This window comes from Bacillus sp. THAF10, assembly GCF_009363695.1.
Taxonomy (GTDB): Bacteria; Bacillota; Bacilli; order Bacillales; family Bacillaceae_I; genus Sutcliffiella_A.
Map to the genome: position 1 here is coordinate 143,980 of NZ_CP045403.1, position 17,130 is coordinate 161,109.

The following is a 17,130-nucleotide window of genomic DNA, read 5'->3' on the forward strand; positions in this document are numbered from 1 at the left end:
AACATCATTGAAAAGGAGGGAACATGATGGCGATCAAAAAATACAAACCAACCTCTAATGGACGTCGTGGCATGACTGTATCTGACTTTGCTGAGATTACTACAGACAAACCAGAAAAAAGCTTGCTTCAACCGTTACACAGAAAAGGTGGTCGTAATAACCAAGGTAAATTGACTGTACGTCACCAAGGTGGTGGACACAAACGTCAATACCGCGTCATCGACTTTAAACGTGATAAAGATGGTATACCAGGACGCGTTGCTACAATCGAGTACGATCCTAACCGTTCCGCAAATATCGCGTTAATCAACTATGCAGATGGAGAAAAGCGTTACATCCTAGCTCCTAAAGGATTAGAAGTAGGATTAACTGTAATGGCTGGCCCAGAAGCAGATATCAAGGTAGGGAATGCATTACCACTAATCAATATTCCAGTAGGTACTGTTGTTCACAACATTGAATTAAAACCAGGTAAAGGTGGACAATTAGTTCGCTCTGCAGGTACATCTGCACAAGTGCTTGGTAAAGAAGGTAAATACGTACTTGTACGTTTAACTTCTGGTGAAACTCGTATGATTCTTTCCACTTGTCGTGCAACTGTAGGTCAAGTTGGTAACGAACAACACGAACTTATCAACATTGGTAAAGCAGGACGTTCTCGTTGGATGGGTATTCGCCCAACTGTACGTGGTTCTGTAATGAACCCTAACGATCACCCGCACGGTGGTGGTGAAGGACGTTCACCAATCGGACGTAAATCACCTATGACTCCTTGGGGCAAACCAACTCTTGGATTCAAAACTCGTAAGAAGAAAAACAAGTCTGATAAATTTATCGTTCGTCGTCGTAAAAAATAACGGGGTTGTACTACGGTTCAACGGAGCCGTAGAGCAATCACGAAGGGAGGTTTCCACATGGGTCGCAGCTTAAAGAAAGGGCCTTTTGTAGATGATCATTTAATGAGCAAGATTGAAAAGTTAAATGAAACTGAGGGTAAACAAGTTGTTAAAACTTGGTCTCGTCGTTCTACTATTTTCCCACAATTCATCGGTCACACAATCGCTGTATATGATGGCCGTAAACACGTACCAGTATATGTGACAGAAGACATGGTAGGTCACAAGCTTGGAGAATTCGCTCCATCTCGTACTTACAAAGGTCACGCAAATGATGATAAGAAAACAAAACGCTAATTAGAGAGGAGGCTTTTACATGCAAGCTAAAGCTGTTGCAAGAACAGTTCGTATTGCTCCTCGTAAAGCTCGTCTAGTAATGGATTTAATTCGAGGAAAGCAAGTAGGCGAAGCAGTTGCGATTTTGAAGTTAACTCCAAAATCCGCTTCACCAATTATCGAAAAAGTTCTTAAGTCCGCTATCGCAAACGCAGAGCATAACTTTGAAATGGACGCAAACTCCCTATTGGTAACAGAGGCATACGTTAACGAAGGTCCTACTTTGAAACGTTTCCGCCCGCGTGCTATGGGTCGAGCGAGCCAAATCAACAAACGTACTAGCCACATTACAATCGTGGTATCAGAAAAGAAGGAGGGATAATCAGTGGGTCAAAAGGTAAATCCGATCGGTCTTCGTGTAGGAGTTATTCGTGACTGGGAGTCCAAATGGTACGCAGGTAAAGATTACGCTAACCTGTTACATGAAGACATCAAAGTTCGTGAATATATTACAAAACGTCTAAATGACGCATCTGTTTCTAAAGTAGAAATCGAACGTGCTGCAAACCGCTTAAATGTAACTGTTCACACTGCTAAGCCAGGAATGGTTATTGGTAAAGGTGGTACAGAAGTTGAAGCACTTCGTAAAGCACTAAACCAATTAACTGGTAAACGTGTACACATTAACATCTTAGAGGTTAAGAGAGCAGATCTTGATGCTAAATTAGTAGCTGATAACATCGCTCGTCAATTAGAAAACCGCGTATCTTTCCGTCGCGCTCAAAAGCAAGCTATTCAACGTGCTATGCGTGCAGGTGCGAAAGGTATTAAAACGATGGTATCTGGTCGCTTAGGCGGAGCAGACATCGCTCGTTCTGAACATTATAGTGAGGGTACAGTTCCACTTCATACTCTTCGTGCTGACATTGACTACGGTACAGCTGAAGCTGATACAACTTACGGTAAATTAGGTGTGAAAGTATGGATCTACCGTGGAGAGGTCCTTCCTACAAAGAAGAAAACTGAGGAAGGAGGAAAATAATTATGTTATTACCAAAACGCGTAAAATATCGTCGCGAACATCGTGGGAAAATGCGTGGTAACGCAAAAGGCGGTACAGAAGTACACTTCGGTGAGTTCGGTCTACAAGCTCTTGAAGCTTCTTGGATCACAAACCGTCAAATCGAGGCAGCTCGTCGTGCGATGACTCGTTATATGAAACGTGGCGGTAAAGTTTGGATTAAAATTTTCCCTTCAAAACCATATACAGCTAAGCCTCTAGAGGTCCGCATGGGTTCCGGTAAAGGTGCTCCAGAAGGATGGGTAGCAGTTGTTAAACCTGGAAAGGTTATGTTTGAAATTTCAGGTGTATCTGAAGAAGTAGCTCGTGAAGCTCTACGTTTAGCAATGCACAAATTGCCTGTTAAATGTAAGTTTGTAAAACGTGAAGAAATTGGTGGTGAATCTAATGAAAGCTAATGAACTACGCGACTTAACCACTGCCGAGATTGAACAAAAAGTGAAATCTTTAAAAGAAGAGTTATTCAACCTACGCTTTCAATTAGCGACTGGTCAATTAGAAAACACTGCTCGTATTCGCGAAGTGCGTAAGTCAATCGCTCGTATGAAAACAGTAGTTCGCGAGAGAGAGATCGCTTCTAACAAATAATTAAGAGGAGGTTCGCGAAATGAGTGAACGTAACCAACGTAAAGTTTACACTGGGCGTGTTGTTTCCGATAAAATGGATAAGACAATCACTGTACTAGTTGAAACTTACAAAACTCATGCACTCTACGGCAAACGTGTTAAGTACTCTAAAAAGTACAAAGCGCATGATGAAAACAGCACGGCTAAAACTGGCGACATCGTGAAAATCATGGAAACTCGTCCATTGTCTTCAACGAAGCGTTTCCGTTTAGTAGAGGTAGTAGAGAAAGCTGTAATTATCTAATATACAAGTTCGGATATCTAATTCCGAAGGGAGGTACCATGCATGATTCAACAAGAATCTCGTTTGAAAGTTGCTGATAACTCAGGTGCACGTGAAGTGCTTGCAATTAAAGTACTAGGTGGATCTGGTCGTCGTTACGCTAACATTGGTGATGTTATTGTTTGTACAGTGAAACAAGCAACACCAGGAGGCGTTGTTAAAAAAGGTGACGTAGTGAAGGCTGTTGTAGTACGTACAAAGCGCGGTGTTCGTCGTAATGACGGTTCATACATCCGTTTCGATGAGAACGCATGCGTAATCATCAAGGATGATAAGAGCCCTCGTGGAACTCGTATCTTCGGACCAGTTGCACGTGAATTACGTGATAACAACTACATGAAGATTGTATCTTTAGCTCCAGAAGTTCTGTAATAAATAGAAAAGATGTTTGTCAAGGAGGTGCGAAAGGATGCATGTAAGAAAAGGTGATAAAGTTGTAGTTATCTCCGGTAAAGACAAAGGTAAACAAGGTGTTATTCTTGAGTCTTACCCTAAAAAGGATCGTGTTCTTGTAGAAGGAATCAACGTGATTAAAAAGCACGCGAAACCATCTCAAGAAAACCCTCAAGGTGGAATCATCAACCGTGAGGCACCTATTCATGTATCAAACGTTATGCCTTTAGATCCTAAGTCTGGTGAACCGACTCGTGTAGGATACAAGGTAGTAGACGGTAAAAAAGTACGTGTTGCAAAAAAATCAGGTGAACAATTAGATAAATAGAACGTGAAGAAAGGAGGTACTTCTGATGAACCGCCTAAAAGAAAAGTATCAAAGTGAAATTATTCCTGCTCTAATGGGCAAGTTTAACTATAAATCTGTGATGCAAGCTCCAAAGCTTGAAAAAATCGTTATCAACATGGGTGTTGGTGATGCGGTTGCTAACTCTAAAGCGCTAGATGCTGCTGTTGAAGAGTTAACTGCTATTACTGGTCAAAAGCCTGTTGTAACAAGAGCAAAAAAATCTATCGCTGGTTTCCGTCTTCGTGAAGGTATGCCAATCGGTGCGAAAGTTACATTACGCGGAGAGCGTATGTACGAATTCCTAGATAAGTTAGTAGCTATTTCCTTACCTCGTGTACGTGACTTCCGTGGAATCTCTAAGAAGTCTTTCGATGGTCGTGGAAACTACACTCTTGGTGTAAAAGAACAACTTATCTTCCCTGAAATTGATTACGATAAAGTTAGCAAAGTTCGTGGTATGGATATCGTTATCGTTACTACTGCTAACACAGATGAAGAAGCTCGTGAGCTTTTAACATCTTTCGGAATGCCATTCCAAAAATAATACCAGCGTGTGGTAGAGGGAGGCGAAAATGTGGCTAAAAAATCAATGATTGCGAAACAAAAGCGCACACCAAAATATAACGTGCAAGCTTACACTCGTTGCGAGCGTTGTGGGCGTCCACACTCTGTAATCCGTAAGTTTAAGCTTTGCCGTATTTGTTTCCGTGAATTAGCTTATAAAGGCCAAATTCCTGGCGTTAAAAAAGCAAGTTGGTAAAACCCGATAAATGGGAAGGAGGTAAATTAAATGGTTATGACAGATCCTATTGCAGATATGCTTACTCGCATCCGTAATGCGAACATGGTACGTCACGAGAAGCTTGAACTTCCAGCTTCCAAAATCAAAAAAGAAGTTGCCGAAATCTTAAAGCGTGAAGGTTTCGTACGTGACGTAGAATTCATCGAAGACAACAAGCAAGGTGTTATTCGTATCTTCTTGAAGTACGGTACAAACAACGAGCGTGTAATTACTGGTCTTAAGCGTATCAGTAAGCCAGGTCTTCGTGTTTATGCAAAAGCAAATGAAGTACCTCGTGTATTAAACGGTTTAGGTATTGCGATCATCTCTACTTCTCAAGGTGTAATCACTGATAAAGAAGCTCGCCAAAAGCAAGCTGGCGGAGAAGTATTAGCATACGTTTGGTAATTAATTTCTTTAAATGAACGGAGGTGTAACTTATGTCACGTGTAGGTAAAAAACCTATTGAAGTCCCAACTGGGGTTACAATCACAAACGACAACAACACAGTTACCGTAAAAGGTCCTAAAGGTGAATTAACTCGTACATTCAGCCAAGATATGGCTATTACATTAGAAGATAACGTGCTAACAGTTGTACGTCCATCTGAAAGCAAAGAACACCGTACAATCCACGGAACAACTCGTGCGCTTCTTTCCAACATGGTAGAAGGTGTGACAAAAGGTTTCGAAAGAGGATTGGAACTTATCGGGGTTGGTTACCGTGCTTCCAAGCAAGGTAATAAACTAGTTCTTAACGTTGGTTACTCTCATCCAGTTGAAATCACTCCTGAACAAGGGATTGAAGTGGAAGTACCGGCAAACACAAAAATCGTTATTAAAGGTATTGATAAAGAGCGCGTAGGTGCTTTAGCAGCAAACATCCGTGACGTTCGCCCACCAGAGCCTTACAAAGGTAAAGGTATTCGCTATGAAGGTGAACATGTACGTCGTAAAGAAGGTAAAACTGCTAAGTAATACGGCATAAGCAGAAAGAAAGGAGTGACTGCACGATGATTACAAAACCTGATAAGAATTCTACTCGTAAGAAAAGACACACTCGTGTTCGTGCTAAGCTATCAGGAACTGCAACTCGTCCGCGTTTAAATGTGTTCCGTTCAAACCAACACATTTATGCTCAAGTTATTGACGATGCTAACGCTGTAACAATTGCAAGTGCATCTACACTTGATAAAGAGTTAACGTTAAATGGAAGCAATGTTGAGTCTGCAACAGCAGTTGGAGAACTAGTTGCTAAGCGCGCAATCGAAAAAGGAATTAAATCAGTAGTATTCGACCGCGGTGGATACTTATATCACGGCAAAGTGAAAGCATTAGCAGATGCTGCACGTGAGGCTGGTCTAGAATTTTAATCGACAAAGGAGGGACACTGATGCGTCGTATTGATCCAAACAAATTAGAACTTGAAGAACGCGTAGTTACGGTTAACCGCGTTGCGAAAGTAGTAAAAGGTGGACGTCGTTTCCGCTTTGCTGCTCTTGTAGTAGTAGGAGATAAAAACGGTAATGTTGGTTTTGGTACTGGTAAAGCACAAGAAGTACCAGAAGCAATCCGTAAAGCAATTGAAGATGCGAAAAAGAACTTGGTTGCTGTACCTATCGTTGGTACAACAATTCCTCACCAAGTACTTGGAGAGTTCGGTTCTGGTGAAATCCTATTGAAGCCTGCTTCTGAAGGTACTGGGGTTATCGCTGGAGGACCGGTTCGTGCGGTACTTGAGTTAGCGGGTGTACAAGACATCCTTTCTAAATCTTTAGGATCTAACACACCAATCAACATGATCCGTGCAACACTAAACGGATTAAAGCAATTGAAACGTGCAGAGGACGTTGCTAAATTGCGTGGTAAAACGGTAGAAGAACTGTTAGGATAAGGAGGGAAACAAAATGGCGAACAAATTAGCAATCACCCTCACTCGCAGTGTAATCGGTCGTCCACAAGATCAACGTGTGACTGTTCAAACTTTAGGTTTGAAGAAGATGCACCAAACAGTTGTCCATGAGGATAACGCAGCTATCCGTGGAATGATTAACAAGGTATCTCACCTTGTTACTGTGAAAGAGCAATAATTAGAAACGGTTTTTTTAAATAAGGAGGTGCCACAATGAAACTTCATGAGTTAAAACCAAACGAAGGATCTCGTAAAGAGCGCAACCGTGTAGGTCGCGGAATTGGTTCTGGTAACGGAAAAACTTCTGGTAAAGGTCATAAAGGTCAAAATGCACGCTCTGGCGGTGGCGTTCGTCCTGGATTTGAAGGTGGTCAAACACCTCTATTCCAACGCTTACCAAAGCGCGGATTCACGAACATTCATCGTAAAGAGTATGCAATTATCAACCTAGATGCACTAAACCGCTTTGACGAAGGAACGGAAGTTACACCTGAATTACTTGTAGAAACAGGTTTAGTGAGCAAATTAAACGCTGGTCTTAAAGTATTGGGTAACGGTTCAGTTGAGAAAAAGCTTACAGTTCGTGCTCATAAATTCTCCTCAGCAGCTAAGGAAGCTATCGAAGCCGCTGGCGGTTCAGTTGAGGTGATTTAATGTTCCAGACATTCTCCAATTTTATGCGCGTGGGTGATATAAGAAACAAAATAGTATTCACCCTACTAATGCTAATCGTATTTCGTATCGGTACGTTTATCCCAGTACCAGGGGTGAACGCAGACATTTTGAAATTCCAGGATGAACTAAGCGTTTTTGGTATATTAAATACCTTTGGTGGTGGAGCACTTCAAAACTTCTCCATCTTTGCAATGGGTATCATGCCGTATATCACAGCGTCCATTATCGTACAGTTGTTACAAATGGATGTTGTTCCTAAATTTACGGAATGGTCTAAGCAAGGAGAAGCAGGTCGTCGCAAACTTGCTCAATTCACTAGGTATTTTACTATTGCACTTGGTTTTGTTCAGGCAATTGGAATGTCAATCGGATTTAACACAATGGCTCAAGGGCAATTGATTTCAAATCCGACCATTGCTACTTATGTACTGATAGCAATCGTGTTAACTGCAGGAACTGCATTTTTAATGTGGCTTGGTGAGCAAATTACCGCGCATGGAGTAGGGAATGGAATTTCTATTCTTATCTTTGCAGGTATCGTTGCTGCCATCCCGAATGGCGCCAACCAGATTTATGCATCCATGATTGAGGGAGCTGGTGATCAGCTATTCTTAAATCTTGTGATTGTTGCGTTAATCGTACTTGCTATTTTGGCTGTAATCGTTGGAGTTATCTTCATTCAGCAGGCGTTACGTAAGATTCCAATCCAGTATGCGAAAAAGTCAGCTGGACGTACACCTACTGGTGGAGGACACAACACACACTTACCATTAAAAGTGAATGCTGCAGGGGTAATTCCTGTTATCTTTGCCGTATCCTTTATCATTACACCACCGACAATCGCTTCATTCTTTGAACAGAATGCAGTAACAAGATGGATTATTAGTTCTTTTGACTATACAAATCCAATTGGTATGGTTGTCTACGTAGCTCTTATAATTGCCTTCACTTATTTCTACACATTTGTTCAGTCTAACCCTGAACAAATGGCAGAAAACTTAAAGAAACAAGGTGGGTATATACCGGGAATTCGTCCTGGTGTGAATACACAGGAATATTTGACAAAGATTATTTACCGACTTACTTTTGTTGGAGCTCTTTTCTTAGCAGCTATTTCTATCCTCCCAATTATCTTTATGAGCTTTGCCGGCCTACCTGCAGCAGTGCAGATTGGCGGAACTAGCTTACTTATCGTAGTAGGGGTAGCCCTTGAAACGATGAAACAGCTTGAAAGCCAATTAGTGAAGCGTCATTATAAAGGGTTTATCAAGTAATGAAGTAATTGGGATAGCTTTTATCCCAATGTACTTCTTAAAGATACTGAGGGGGCAAAAAGATGAATTTAGTTCTAATGGGACTTCCGGGTGCCGGTAAGGGTACTCAAGCAGAACGAATTGTCGAAAAGTACAATATCCCTCATATCTCTACTGGAGATATGTTTCGTGCTGCTATGAAGGAAGAAACTGAACTTGGCATGAAAGCTAAGTCTTTTATGGATCAAGGTCAGCTTGTTCCGGATGAAGTAACGATCGGTATCGTTCGTGAAAGATTAGAAAAAGAAGATTGCAAGGACGGCTTTTTATTAGACGGTTTTCCAAGAACAGTTCCTCAAGCAGAAGCTCTTGAAGAGATGCTTGCGGATATGGGAAGAAGCATTGATTACGTCATCAACGTGAATGTGGACCAAGGTATTCTTATGGAACGTTTAACAGGGCGCCGTATTTGTAAGGATTGTGGAGCAACTTACCACCTTGTGTTTAATCCACCAGCTAAAGAGGGTGTATGTGACAAGTGTGGCGGCGAATTGTATCAACGTGCAGATGACAACGAAGAAACAGTTGGTAACCGCCTTGAGGTAAACATGAAGCAATCCAAACCTTTACTAGACTTCTATGAGTCCAAAGGCTATCTTCGCAACATCAATGGCCAACAAGCTATTGAAACAGTATTCGCAGATATTGAAGAGCTACTTGGAGGTTATGCGAAATGATTATCTGTAAAACTCCACGTGAAATTGACATCATGAGAGAAGCAGGTAAGATTGTCGCTCTGACACATCAAGAGTTAAAGAAACATATTGTACCTGGTGTAACAACGAAGCAATTGGATGATATTGCAGAGAAATTCATCCGCAAACATGATGCAATTCCTTCGTTTAAAGGGTATAATGGTTTTCGCGGAAGTATCTGTGCATCCGTTAACGAAGAACTTGTTCATGGTATCCCCGGCGATCGTGTATTGAAAGACGGTGATATCATTAGCATAGATATCGGTGCTAAATATAATGGCTACCATGGTGACTCCGCTTGGACGTATGCCGTTGGTACAATTTCTGAAGAAACTCAAGCGTTGCTGGATGTTACGGAAAAGTCATTATATGAAGGCATTAAACAAGTAAAACCTGGCGCTCGTCTCTCTGATGTTTCCCATGCGATTCAAACGTATGCGGAAGGTCTCAATTTTTCAATTGTAAGAGAGTATGTAGGGCATGGAATTGGTCAAGACTTACATGAAGACCCGCAAATTCCACATTATGGACCTCCAAACAAAGGTCCACGTTTAAAACCTGGCATGGTCCTTGCGATTGAACCTATGGTCAATGCAGGCACCCGCTATGTAAAAACGTTGGCAGATGACTGGACTGTTGTCACTGTTGACGGAAAAATGTGTGCTCATTTTGAACATACGGTCGCTATTACAGATACAGGCTACGAGATCTTAACAAAAGTCTAATTGCTAATGTTATGATAACGTGTCTCCAGAAGTTCAGAGCAGTTGAAGGAAACAGGCCGTGTGACAAATAAAAAGCAGCGTTATACACTGACAAAGTTTGTCTATTCAGCTTGTTACTGATTTGAAGAAGGGAGAACTTAATAATGGCGAAGGACGATGTAATTGAAGTAGAAGGTACGGTCGTTGAGACTTTACCAAATGCTATGTTTAAAGTAGAATTGGAAAATGGTCATACAGTATTAGCCCATGTATCTGGGAAAATCCGTATGCACTTTATCCGAATCCTACCTGGAGACAAAGTAACAGTGGAGTTATCTCCATACGATCTAACACGCGGTAGAATTACGTATCGTTTTAAATAAACCTATTTTAGCACTCCGTACTACTAGGGAGGTAATATAAGATGAAAGTGAGACCATCGGTTAAACCGATTTGCGAAAAATGTAAAGTTATTCGTAGAAAAGGTAAAGTAATGGTTATTTGTGAAAACCCGAAACACAAACAAAAACAAGGATAACTTGAGGGAGGTGCGCATATATGGCACGTATTGCTGGTGTTGATGTTCCTCGCGACAAGCGCGTTGTAATTTCATTAACATACATTTTCGGTATTGGTCGTCCAACAGCTGAGAAAATCTTAGCAGAAGCTGGTGTTTCTGAAGATACTCGCGTTCGCGACTTAACGGAAGAAGAATTAGGAAAAATTCGTGATATCGTAGATAAAGTTAAAGTTGAGGGTGACCTTCGTCGTGAAGTATCTCTTAACATTAAACGTCTTATCGAAATCGGATGCTACCGTGGTCTTCGTCACCGTCGTGGTTTACCGGTTCGCGGTCAAAATACTAAAAACAACGCACGTACACGTAAAGGACCTCGTCGTACTGTAGCGAACAAGAAGAAATAATTTAAGTAGGTAAGGAGGTAAGAAATATGGCACGCAAAACTAATACACGTAAACGCCGTGTGAAAAAGAATGTAGAAACTGGTATCGCGCATATCCGTTCTACTTTCAACAACACGATCGTAACGATTACTGACTCTCACGGAAATGCTCTTGGATGGTCAAGTGCAGGTGCTCTAGGATTCAAAGGTTCTCGTAAATCTACTCCTTTCGCAGCGCAAATGGCAGCTGAAACTGCAGCTAAATCTGGTATGGAGCATGGTTTGAAAACTCTTGAAGTTACAGTAAAAGGCCCTGGTGCTGGTCGTGAAGCAGCAATTCGTGCTTTACAAGCAGCTGGTCTTGAAGTAACAGCAATCAGAGACGTAACCCCAGTACCTCACAACGGTTGCCGTCCACCAAAACGTCGCCGTGTTTAATTTGTCTGTATAGAAATTGTATACATGTCAATAATGGCTGATGATACAGTATAATTTATACAGATAAGTTAAATGTTGTTGTTGTGCACAATCGGGACATACCTATGGGGAATTTCGGTTAGACATTCATTGTCTATCCGGGGTTTCGACGTTTTGAAGGAGGGTTATGAATGTTAGAAATTGAAAAACCAAAAATCGAAACGGTTGAAATCAGCGATGACGCCAACTACGGTAAATTCGTCGTCGAGCCACTTGAGCGTGGATATGGAACAACTTTGGGTAACTCCTTACGTCGTATTCTTTTATCCTCACTTCCTGGTGCCGCTGTTACATCTATCCAAATAGATGGTGTACTGCATGAGTTCTCAACAATTGAAGGCGTCGTAGAAGATGTTACAACAGTTATTTTGAACGTTAAGAAGCTAGCTTTAAAGATTTACTCAGATGATGAGAAAACGTTAGAGATTGATGTACAAGGCGAAGGTGCTGTAACAGCTGCTGACATTACACATGACAGTGATGTTGAAATCCTAAACCCTGACCTTCATATCGCAACGTTAGCGAAAGATGCTCATCTCCGTATCCGTTTCACTGCTAAGCGCGGTCGCGGATATGTACCAGCAGTCGGAAACAAGCGTGAAGATCAACCAATTGGTGTGATTCCGATTGATTCCATCTTTACTCCAGTTTCCCGCGTTTCTTATTATGTTGAAAATACTCGTGTAGGCCAAGTGACGAACTATGACAAGCTTACATTGGATGTATGGACAGACGGCAGTAACGGCCCACAAGAAGCGGTAGCACTTGGGGCAAAGATTTTAACTGAGCACTTAAATATATTTGTAGGTTTAACAGATGAGGCACAAAACGCGGAAATCATGGTAGAAAAAGAAGAAGATCAGAAGGAAAAAGTTCTTGAGATGACTATCGAAGAACTAGACTTATCTGTTCGTTCTTACAACTGCCTGAAGCGTGCTGGCATCAACACTGTTCAAGAACTAGCAAATAAAACAGAAGAAGATATGATGAAAGTTCGTAACTTAGGCCGTAAATCTCTTGAAGAAGTCAAGCATAAATTAGAAGAGCTTGGACTTGGCCTGCGTAAAGATGACTAGTTTTTATAAGGAAAACTAGGCATCTTTATGTGTTTGAACGTTTCATGACTTTCTACAGAAGGAGGGAACATCAACATGGGATACAGAAAATTAGGTCGTACTAGCGCGCAACGTAAAGCAATGTTACGTGACTTAACAACTGACTTGATCATCAGCGAGCGCATTGAAACTACAGAAGCACGTGCGAAAGAATTACGTTCTTTAGTAGAAAAAATGATTACTCTTGGTAAACGTGGTGACTTACACGCACGTCGTCAAGCTGCTTCTTATGTTCGTCATGAAGTTGCGAACGAAGAAAATGGTCAAGACGCAGTTCAAAAATTATTCGCTGACATCGCTCCACGTTACGAAGAGCGTCAAGGTGGATACACTCGTATCATGAAGGTTGGACCTCGTCGTGGTGACGGAGCTCCAATGGTAATTATTGAACTTGTATAATTTTAATCTGTTGAGATAGTTGTTTAAAAGTACGGTATCGTCTTTTGAAACTTTCAATCAGTCAAATAAGGGCGGACAGTTGTAATGACTGATCTTTGCCCTTTATTTTTTTGCTTAAAACTTGTATAACACCGCTGTTGATTTCCGCAAAAGGCTAAACTTTCCGCGGGGCGATCTTGAGCCTCCTCGGCTTCGCCTGTGGGGTATCAAGATTGTCGCTCTATTCCCGCAGGACAAGGAAAGCTGCGGCAGCGATACCTCGCACGCAGAAAATGCTCGCATTTTCAAGGAGTCTACGCCTTTTGCTACAATCCACAGCTAGAAACTCATTTTCAACATTTCATTATTATCATAATTTCAAAAATCAGAAGAGAATGTAGTTGAGTAGAGAGGAGTATGTTGGTGTATGAGCATCTTAGAGGTAAAAGACTTGCACTTCCGCTATGCGAACCAAGAAGAAGACACCTTAAAAAACTTAAGCTTTACGATAGAGCATGGACAATGGACAGCCATTGTAGGTCATAACGGCTCAGGAAAATCAACCTTGGCTCGCATTCTTAATGGTCTACAGCTTCCTACAGAAGGGGAAGTGACTGTGCAGGGGATAAAGCTTACTGAAGAATCCATATGGGATATTAGAAGACAAGTTGGAATGGTCTTTCAAAATCCTGATAACCAGTTTGTCGGTTCTACGGTGGAGGACGATGTTGCGTTTGGTTTAGAAAATATTGGCGTCCCAAGAACAGAAATGGTATCCCGCGTCGAGGAAGGAATCCGAAAAGTAGGGATGGAATCTTTTTTAACCCAAGAGCCACATCAGCTCTCAGGTGGACAAAAACAACGGGTCGCCATCGCAGGTTTAATTGCTCTAAGACCATCTATCATTATCCTCGATGAAGCAACAAGTATGTTAGATCCGATTGGGCGGAAGGAAGTCATGGAAACCATGGAGGACCTCAGAAAAAATGAAGGTGTGACGGTTGTTTCCATTACCCATGATTTAGAAGAGGCAGCAAGAGCTGACCGTATGATTGTGTTAAATGGTGGGGAAATTTTTGCAGAAGGCACTCCAGACCAAGTGTTTCTGTTAGGAGATAAGCTTGTGGAAATTGGGCTGGATTTACCGTTCCCGATTGTGCTTGCCCATAAATTAATAGAAAAGGGGATAGAGTTTCCTTCGATTCCCACAAACAAGGAAAGGCTGTTGGATGAGCTATGCAAATTACAATCAAAGAGTTAGAACACCGCTATCAGGCCAACACGCCATTTGAGAGAATGGCCTTGTTTGATGTAAATCTTATCATCCCTGACAAGTCTTATACAGCCGTTATTGGTCACACAGGCTCAGGAAAATCTACCTTTCTACAGCATCTTAATGGTCTGCTCCGACCGACGAAAGGCTCGCTACAGCTTGGTGATATTACGCTGGAAGCAAACAAAAAGGAAAAAAATATCAAGTCCCTCCGTAAGCGCGTAGGGATCGTCTTTCAATTCCCTGAGCATCAACTATTTGAAGAAACCGTATTGAAGGATGTTTGCTTTGGTCCAATCAATTTCGGTGTGCCGGAGGACGAAGCAAACAAGCGGGCACGAGAAGCCTTGCAAAAGGTTGGATTGCCGGAGCGTTACTTCGAATCCTCTCCATTTGATTTAAGCGGAGGACAAATGCGACGAGTGGCGATTGCAGGAGTGCTTGCGATGAAGCCAGAAGTCATTGTTTTAGATGAGCCAACAGCAGGTCTCGATCCAAGAGGTCGCAAAGAAATCATGGACCTATTCTATTCCTTGCATAAGGAGCAGGGCTTAACCACCATTCTAGTAACACATAGCATGGATGACGCGGCTAAATACGCAGACTCCATTGTAGTGTTTAATAAAGGTACGATTGAAATGAAAGGCACACCAAAAGAAGTTTTCTCTCAAGCAAAGAAGCTTCAACGTTTGGGACTTGATGTTCCAGAGACGGTTGTTTTTATGCAAGAGCTCAAAGATAGAACAGGGACAGAAAGTGCAGAAGTGAGTCTCAACATAGATGAATTAGTGGAACAAATCGTCTTTCAGCTGCAAAAGGGGGAAGACAGATGAATAACCTTATCATCGGCAGATATGTCCCAGGTACTTCCCTTGTACACAGAATGGATCCTAGAACCAAACTGTTAATGGTATTTATTTTTGTTCTTATTGTTTTTCTTGCCAACAATGTATGGGGAAATGTTGCGCTAGCTATTTTTACGATAGCGGTGGTCTTGTTAACGAAGATTCCTATTCCTTTCATCCTTAAAGGGCTGAAACCAATAATATGGATTATCTTATTCACGATGATTTTCCATGTGTTTCTCACCAAGGATGGAACGTTGCTTTTTGAAGCAGGTTTCATCCAGGTATATGAAGAGGGAGTAGAGCAAGCGATTTTTATCTCCTTGCGTTTCTTATTTTTAATTACGATTACGACTATCCTAACGTTAACCACCACACCTATTCAGGTGACAGATGGGATGGAAACGTTGTTTGGCCCATTTAAGAAGATAGGTGTACCAGTTCATGAGCTTGCCCTGATGATGTCCATTTCTCTCCGCTTCATTCCAACCTTGATGCAGGAGACAGATAAAATCATGAAGGCGCAGAGTGCACGCGGAGCAGACTTCACTACAGGGCCCCTGAAAGAGCGTGTGAAGGCTTTAGTGCCTTTACTTGTCCCATTGTTCATCAGTGCCTTTAAACGCGCGGAAGAGCTTGCTACAGCGATGGAGGCACGTGGGTATAGAGGCGGAGAAGGCCGAACTAAATTCCGCCAGCTAAACTGGCAGCTAAAAGACACTCTGCTAATGCTTTCTATGGCAGTATTAACGATCATACTACTGCTTACTCGAACATAATGGAGTTAGATGTGATGAATCGATTCAAATGTACGCTTGCATATGATGGAGCAGGCTTTGAAGGCTATCAAATTCAAAAAGAAAAGCGAACGGTCCAGCTTGAGGTTCAAAAGGCACTCTCGCGGATTCATAAAGGCCAAGAGGTGAAAATTTCTGCCTCAGGTCGAACAGATGCTAGAGTGCATGCGGTAGGACAGGTGTTCCACTTTGATTCCCCACTTAACATTGCAGAGGAGTCCTGGCAGAAGGCGCTAAACGTAAACCTGCCAAAGGATGTTTGGGTAAAAAAAGTGGAGAGAGTGGAGAATAGCTTTCACGCACGCTTCGATGTGGTCAAAAAGGAGTATCGTTATAATATTGATTTGGCGGAGGATTTTGACGTGTTTCGCCGAAATCAAGTCTATCACTATCCCTATTCCCTTGATTATCAAGCTATCCAAGAAGCCTGTTCCTTCTTTTTAGGTGATCATGATTTTACTAGCTTCTGTTCGGCCAAAACAGAAATAGTAGATAAAGTACGTACCATCTATTCCTTACAAGCGGTAGTAGAAGGCGATAGTCTTGAATTCCGCATTGTGGGTAATGGCTTTTTATACAATATGGTCCGCATTATTGTTGGTACGCTGTTAGAAATAGGACAAGGTAAAAAATTACCAACAGACATTCCAACCATTCTTTCCGCACATGACCGTAGCTTTGCCGGAAAAACAGCGCCAGCACACGGTTTGTACTTATGGAATGTCGAATATGATGACAACTAATCCTGGTGTAACATTTTCTTGACAATCGCGTAGAAAAGTTATAAGATATCACATGGTATGTATTTTAACCCCACGATTAAGCCCCGGAAGAGTTTCATCGTGTTGAATAAAATATATGAAGAAATGAAAAATAAAAGCTTTATTTTTTTTAGGAGGGAAATTTAATGCGTACAACGTTTATGGCGAAAGCTAGCGAAATTAATCGTAAATGGTACGTGGTTGACGCTGAAGGTCAAACTTTAGGTCGTCTTGCAAGTGAAGTTGCATCCATTTTACGTGGTAAACATAAACCAACTTTTACTCCAAACGTAGACACTGGAGATCATGTAATCATTATTAATGCAGAGAAAATCCATTTAACTGGTAACAAATTGAACGGCAAGATCTACTACCGTCACACAATGCACCCAGGTGGATTGAAACAAAGAACAGCTCTTGAAATGCGTACTAACTATCCTACAAAGATGTTAGAACTAGCAATCAAAGGCATGCTTCCAAAAGGTAGTCTTGGACGTCAACAAATCAAAAAACTTAATGTGTATGCTGGAAGCGAGCATCCACATCAAGCACAACAACCTGAAGTTTACGAACTTCGCGGTTAATTAATAGGGAGGGT

31 protein-coding genes are annotated in these 17,130 nt (G+C 41.7%); all 31 read left to right on the forward strand.

Annotated features, from left to right (window positions below):
• Window positions 1-26 precede the first annotated feature (26 nt).
• A complete protein-coding gene (gene rplB, locus FIU87_RS00740; protein WP_152446357.1) occupies window positions 27-857 on the forward strand; it encodes a 50S ribosomal protein L2 in 831 nt (276 codons plus the stop codon).
• A 57-nt stretch (window positions 858-914) separates the two neighbouring features.
• On the forward strand, window positions 915-1,193 hold the full coding sequence (gene rpsS / locus FIU87_RS00745; protein ID WP_152442841.1) for a 30S ribosomal protein S19: 279 nt from the start codon (window positions 915-917) through the stop codon (window positions 1,191-1,193).
• Window positions 1,194-1,212: 19 nt separating this feature from the next.
• On the forward strand, window positions 1,213-1,554 hold the full coding sequence (rplV, locus tag FIU87_RS00750) for a 50S ribosomal protein L22 (protein WP_152442842.1): 342 nt from the start codon (window positions 1,213-1,215) through the stop codon (window positions 1,552-1,554).
• A 3-nt stretch (window positions 1,555-1,557) separates the two neighbouring features.
• Window positions 1,558-2,214 carry a 30S ribosomal protein S3 gene (gene rpsC, locus FIU87_RS00755; RefSeq protein WP_152442843.1) on the forward strand — a complete coding sequence of 219 codons (657 nt, stop codon included), beginning with the start codon at window positions 1,558-1,560 and terminating at the stop codon, window positions 2,212-2,214.
• Window positions 2,215-2,216: 2 nt separating this feature from the next.
• Window positions 2,217-2,651 carry a 50S ribosomal protein L16 gene (rplP, locus tag FIU87_RS00760; RefSeq protein WP_152442844.1) on the forward strand — a complete coding sequence of 145 codons (435 nt, stop codon included), beginning with the start codon at window positions 2,217-2,219 and terminating at the stop codon, window positions 2,649-2,651.
• Window positions 2,641-2,841 carry a 50S ribosomal protein L29 gene (gene rpmC, locus FIU87_RS00765; RefSeq protein WP_010191499.1) on the forward strand — a complete coding sequence of 67 codons (201 nt, stop codon included), beginning with the start codon at window positions 2,641-2,643 and terminating at the stop codon, window positions 2,839-2,841. Before rplP ends, rpmC begins: the two co-directional genes overlap by 11 nt.
• A gap of 19 nt (window positions 2,842-2,860) precedes the next feature.
• On the forward strand, window positions 2,861-3,124 hold the full coding sequence (gene rpsQ / locus FIU87_RS00770; protein ID WP_047972353.1) for a 30S ribosomal protein S17: 264 nt from the start codon (window positions 2,861-2,863) through the stop codon (window positions 3,122-3,124).
• A gap of 42 nt (window positions 3,125-3,166) precedes the next feature.
• Complete coding sequence (gene rplN, locus FIU87_RS00775; RefSeq protein ID WP_010191501.1) at window positions 3,167-3,535, forward strand: 50S ribosomal protein L14; 369 nt, start codon at window positions 3,167-3,169, stop codon at window positions 3,533-3,535.
• 37 nt (window positions 3,536-3,572) lie between these two features.
• Window positions 3,573-3,884, forward strand: coding sequence for a 50S ribosomal protein L24 (gene rplX, locus FIU87_RS00780; RefSeq protein WP_152442845.1), 312 nt, complete (start codon window positions 3,573-3,575; stop codon window positions 3,882-3,884).
• Window positions 3,885-3,909: 25 nt separating this feature from the next.
• Entirely contained in the window at window positions 3,910-4,449 is a 540-nt protein-coding gene (gene rplE / locus FIU87_RS00785; protein WP_152442846.1) for a 50S ribosomal protein L5, read from the forward strand.
• 30 nt (window positions 4,450-4,479) lie between these two features.
• Window positions 4,480-4,665: a type Z 30S ribosomal protein S14 gene (locus tag FIU87_RS00790; RefSeq protein ID WP_060666600.1), complete on the forward strand. Its 186-nt coding sequence runs from the start codon at window positions 4,480-4,482 to the stop codon at window positions 4,663-4,665.
• 30 nt (window positions 4,666-4,695) lie between these two features.
• On the forward strand, window positions 4,696-5,094 hold the full coding sequence (gene rpsH / locus FIU87_RS00795) for a 30S ribosomal protein S8 (protein WP_152442847.1): 399 nt from the start codon (window positions 4,696-4,698) through the stop codon (window positions 5,092-5,094).
• 32 nt (window positions 5,095-5,126) lie between these two features.
• Window positions 5,127-5,663, forward strand: coding sequence for a 50S ribosomal protein L6 (gene rplF / locus FIU87_RS00800; protein WP_152442848.1), 537 nt, complete (start codon window positions 5,127-5,129; stop codon window positions 5,661-5,663).
• 35 nt (window positions 5,664-5,698) lie between these two features.
• Window positions 5,699-6,058, forward strand: a complete 360-nt coding sequence (rplR, locus tag FIU87_RS00805) for a 50S ribosomal protein L18 (protein ID WP_152442849.1) — start codon at window positions 5,699-5,701, stop codon at window positions 6,056-6,058.
• A 20-nt stretch (window positions 6,059-6,078) separates the two neighbouring features.
• On the forward strand, window positions 6,079-6,579 hold the full coding sequence (gene rpsE / locus FIU87_RS00810; RefSeq protein WP_060666597.1) for a 30S ribosomal protein S5: 501 nt from the start codon (window positions 6,079-6,081) through the stop codon (window positions 6,577-6,579).
• 13 nt (window positions 6,580-6,592) lie between these two features.
• Entirely contained in the window at window positions 6,593-6,775 is a 183-nt protein-coding gene (gene rpmD, locus FIU87_RS00815) for a 50S ribosomal protein L30 (RefSeq protein ID WP_047972360.1), read from the forward strand.
• Window positions 6,776-6,810: 35 nt separating this feature from the next.
• Window positions 6,811-7,251, forward strand: a complete 441-nt coding sequence (gene rplO, locus FIU87_RS00820; protein ID WP_152442850.1) for a 50S ribosomal protein L15 — start codon at window positions 6,811-6,813, stop codon at window positions 7,249-7,251.
• Window positions 7,251-8,546, forward strand: coding sequence for a preprotein translocase subunit SecY (gene secY / locus FIU87_RS00825; protein WP_152442851.1), 1,296 nt, complete (start codon window positions 7,251-7,253; stop codon window positions 8,544-8,546). Before rplO ends, secY begins: the two co-directional genes overlap by 1 nt.
• Before the next feature lie 62 nt (window positions 8,547-8,608).
• A complete protein-coding gene (locus FIU87_RS00830; RefSeq protein ID WP_152442852.1) occupies window positions 8,609-9,262 on the forward strand; it encodes an adenylate kinase in 654 nt (217 codons plus the stop codon).
• On the forward strand, window positions 9,259-10,005 hold the full coding sequence (gene map / locus FIU87_RS00835) for a type I methionyl aminopeptidase (RefSeq protein ID WP_152442853.1): 747 nt from the start codon (window positions 9,259-9,261) through the stop codon (window positions 10,003-10,005). The genes FIU87_RS00830 and map overlap by 4 nt, the downstream gene beginning before the upstream one ends.
• Before the next feature lie 143 nt (window positions 10,006-10,148).
• Complete coding sequence (gene infA / locus FIU87_RS00840) at window positions 10,149-10,367, forward strand: translation initiation factor IF-1 (RefSeq protein WP_003348578.1); 219 nt, start codon at window positions 10,149-10,151, stop codon at window positions 10,365-10,367.
• A gap of 41 nt (window positions 10,368-10,408) precedes the next feature.
• A complete protein-coding gene (gene rpmJ / locus FIU87_RS00845; RefSeq protein ID WP_003156543.1) occupies window positions 10,409-10,522 on the forward strand; it encodes a 50S ribosomal protein L36 in 114 nt (37 codons plus the stop codon).
• Window positions 10,523-10,542: 20 nt separating this feature from the next.
• On the forward strand, window positions 10,543-10,908 hold the full coding sequence (rpsM, locus tag FIU87_RS00850) for a 30S ribosomal protein S13 (protein WP_152442854.1): 366 nt from the start codon (window positions 10,543-10,545) through the stop codon (window positions 10,906-10,908).
• Window positions 10,909-10,934: 26 nt separating this feature from the next.
• Window positions 10,935-11,324, forward strand: coding sequence for a 30S ribosomal protein S11 (gene rpsK / locus FIU87_RS00855; RefSeq protein ID WP_152442855.1), 390 nt, complete (start codon window positions 10,935-10,937; stop codon window positions 11,322-11,324).
• A 170-nt stretch (window positions 11,325-11,494) separates the two neighbouring features.
• Entirely contained in the window at window positions 11,495-12,439 is a 945-nt protein-coding gene (locus tag FIU87_RS00860) for a DNA-directed RNA polymerase subunit alpha (RefSeq protein WP_152442856.1), read from the forward strand.
• A gap of 75 nt (window positions 12,440-12,514) precedes the next feature.
• Window positions 12,515-12,877, forward strand: a complete 363-nt coding sequence (gene rplQ / locus FIU87_RS00865) for a 50S ribosomal protein L17 (protein ID WP_152442857.1) — start codon at window positions 12,515-12,517, stop codon at window positions 12,875-12,877.
• Window positions 12,878-13,283: 406 nt separating this feature from the next.
• Complete coding sequence (locus FIU87_RS00870; protein ID WP_152442858.1) at window positions 13,284-14,117, forward strand: energy-coupling factor ABC transporter ATP-binding protein; 834 nt, start codon at window positions 13,284-13,286, stop codon at window positions 14,115-14,117.
• A complete protein-coding gene (locus FIU87_RS00875; RefSeq protein ID WP_152442859.1) occupies window positions 14,093-14,962 on the forward strand; it encodes an energy-coupling factor ABC transporter ATP-binding protein in 870 nt (289 codons plus the stop codon). The genes FIU87_RS00870 and FIU87_RS00875 overlap by 25 nt, the downstream gene beginning before the upstream one ends.
• Window positions 14,959-15,753 carry an energy-coupling factor transporter transmembrane component T family protein gene (locus FIU87_RS00880; protein WP_152442860.1) on the forward strand — a complete coding sequence of 265 codons (795 nt, stop codon included), beginning with the start codon at window positions 14,959-14,961 and terminating at the stop codon, window positions 15,751-15,753. Before FIU87_RS00875 ends, FIU87_RS00880 begins: the two co-directional genes overlap by 4 nt.
• A 14-nt stretch (window positions 15,754-15,767) precedes the next feature.
• A complete protein-coding gene (gene truA, locus FIU87_RS00885; RefSeq protein ID WP_152442861.1) occupies window positions 15,768-16,514 on the forward strand; it encodes a tRNA pseudouridine(38-40) synthase TruA in 747 nt (248 codons plus the stop codon).
• Between the two features lie 164 nt (window positions 16,515-16,678).
• The gene (gene rplM / locus FIU87_RS00890; RefSeq protein WP_152442862.1) at window positions 16,679-17,116 is read left to right on the forward strand and encodes a 50S ribosomal protein L13; all 438 of its coding nucleotides are present in this window, start codon (window positions 16,679-16,681) and stop codon (window positions 17,114-17,116) included.
• The last annotated feature ends 14 nt before the right edge of the window (window positions 17,117-17,130 follow it).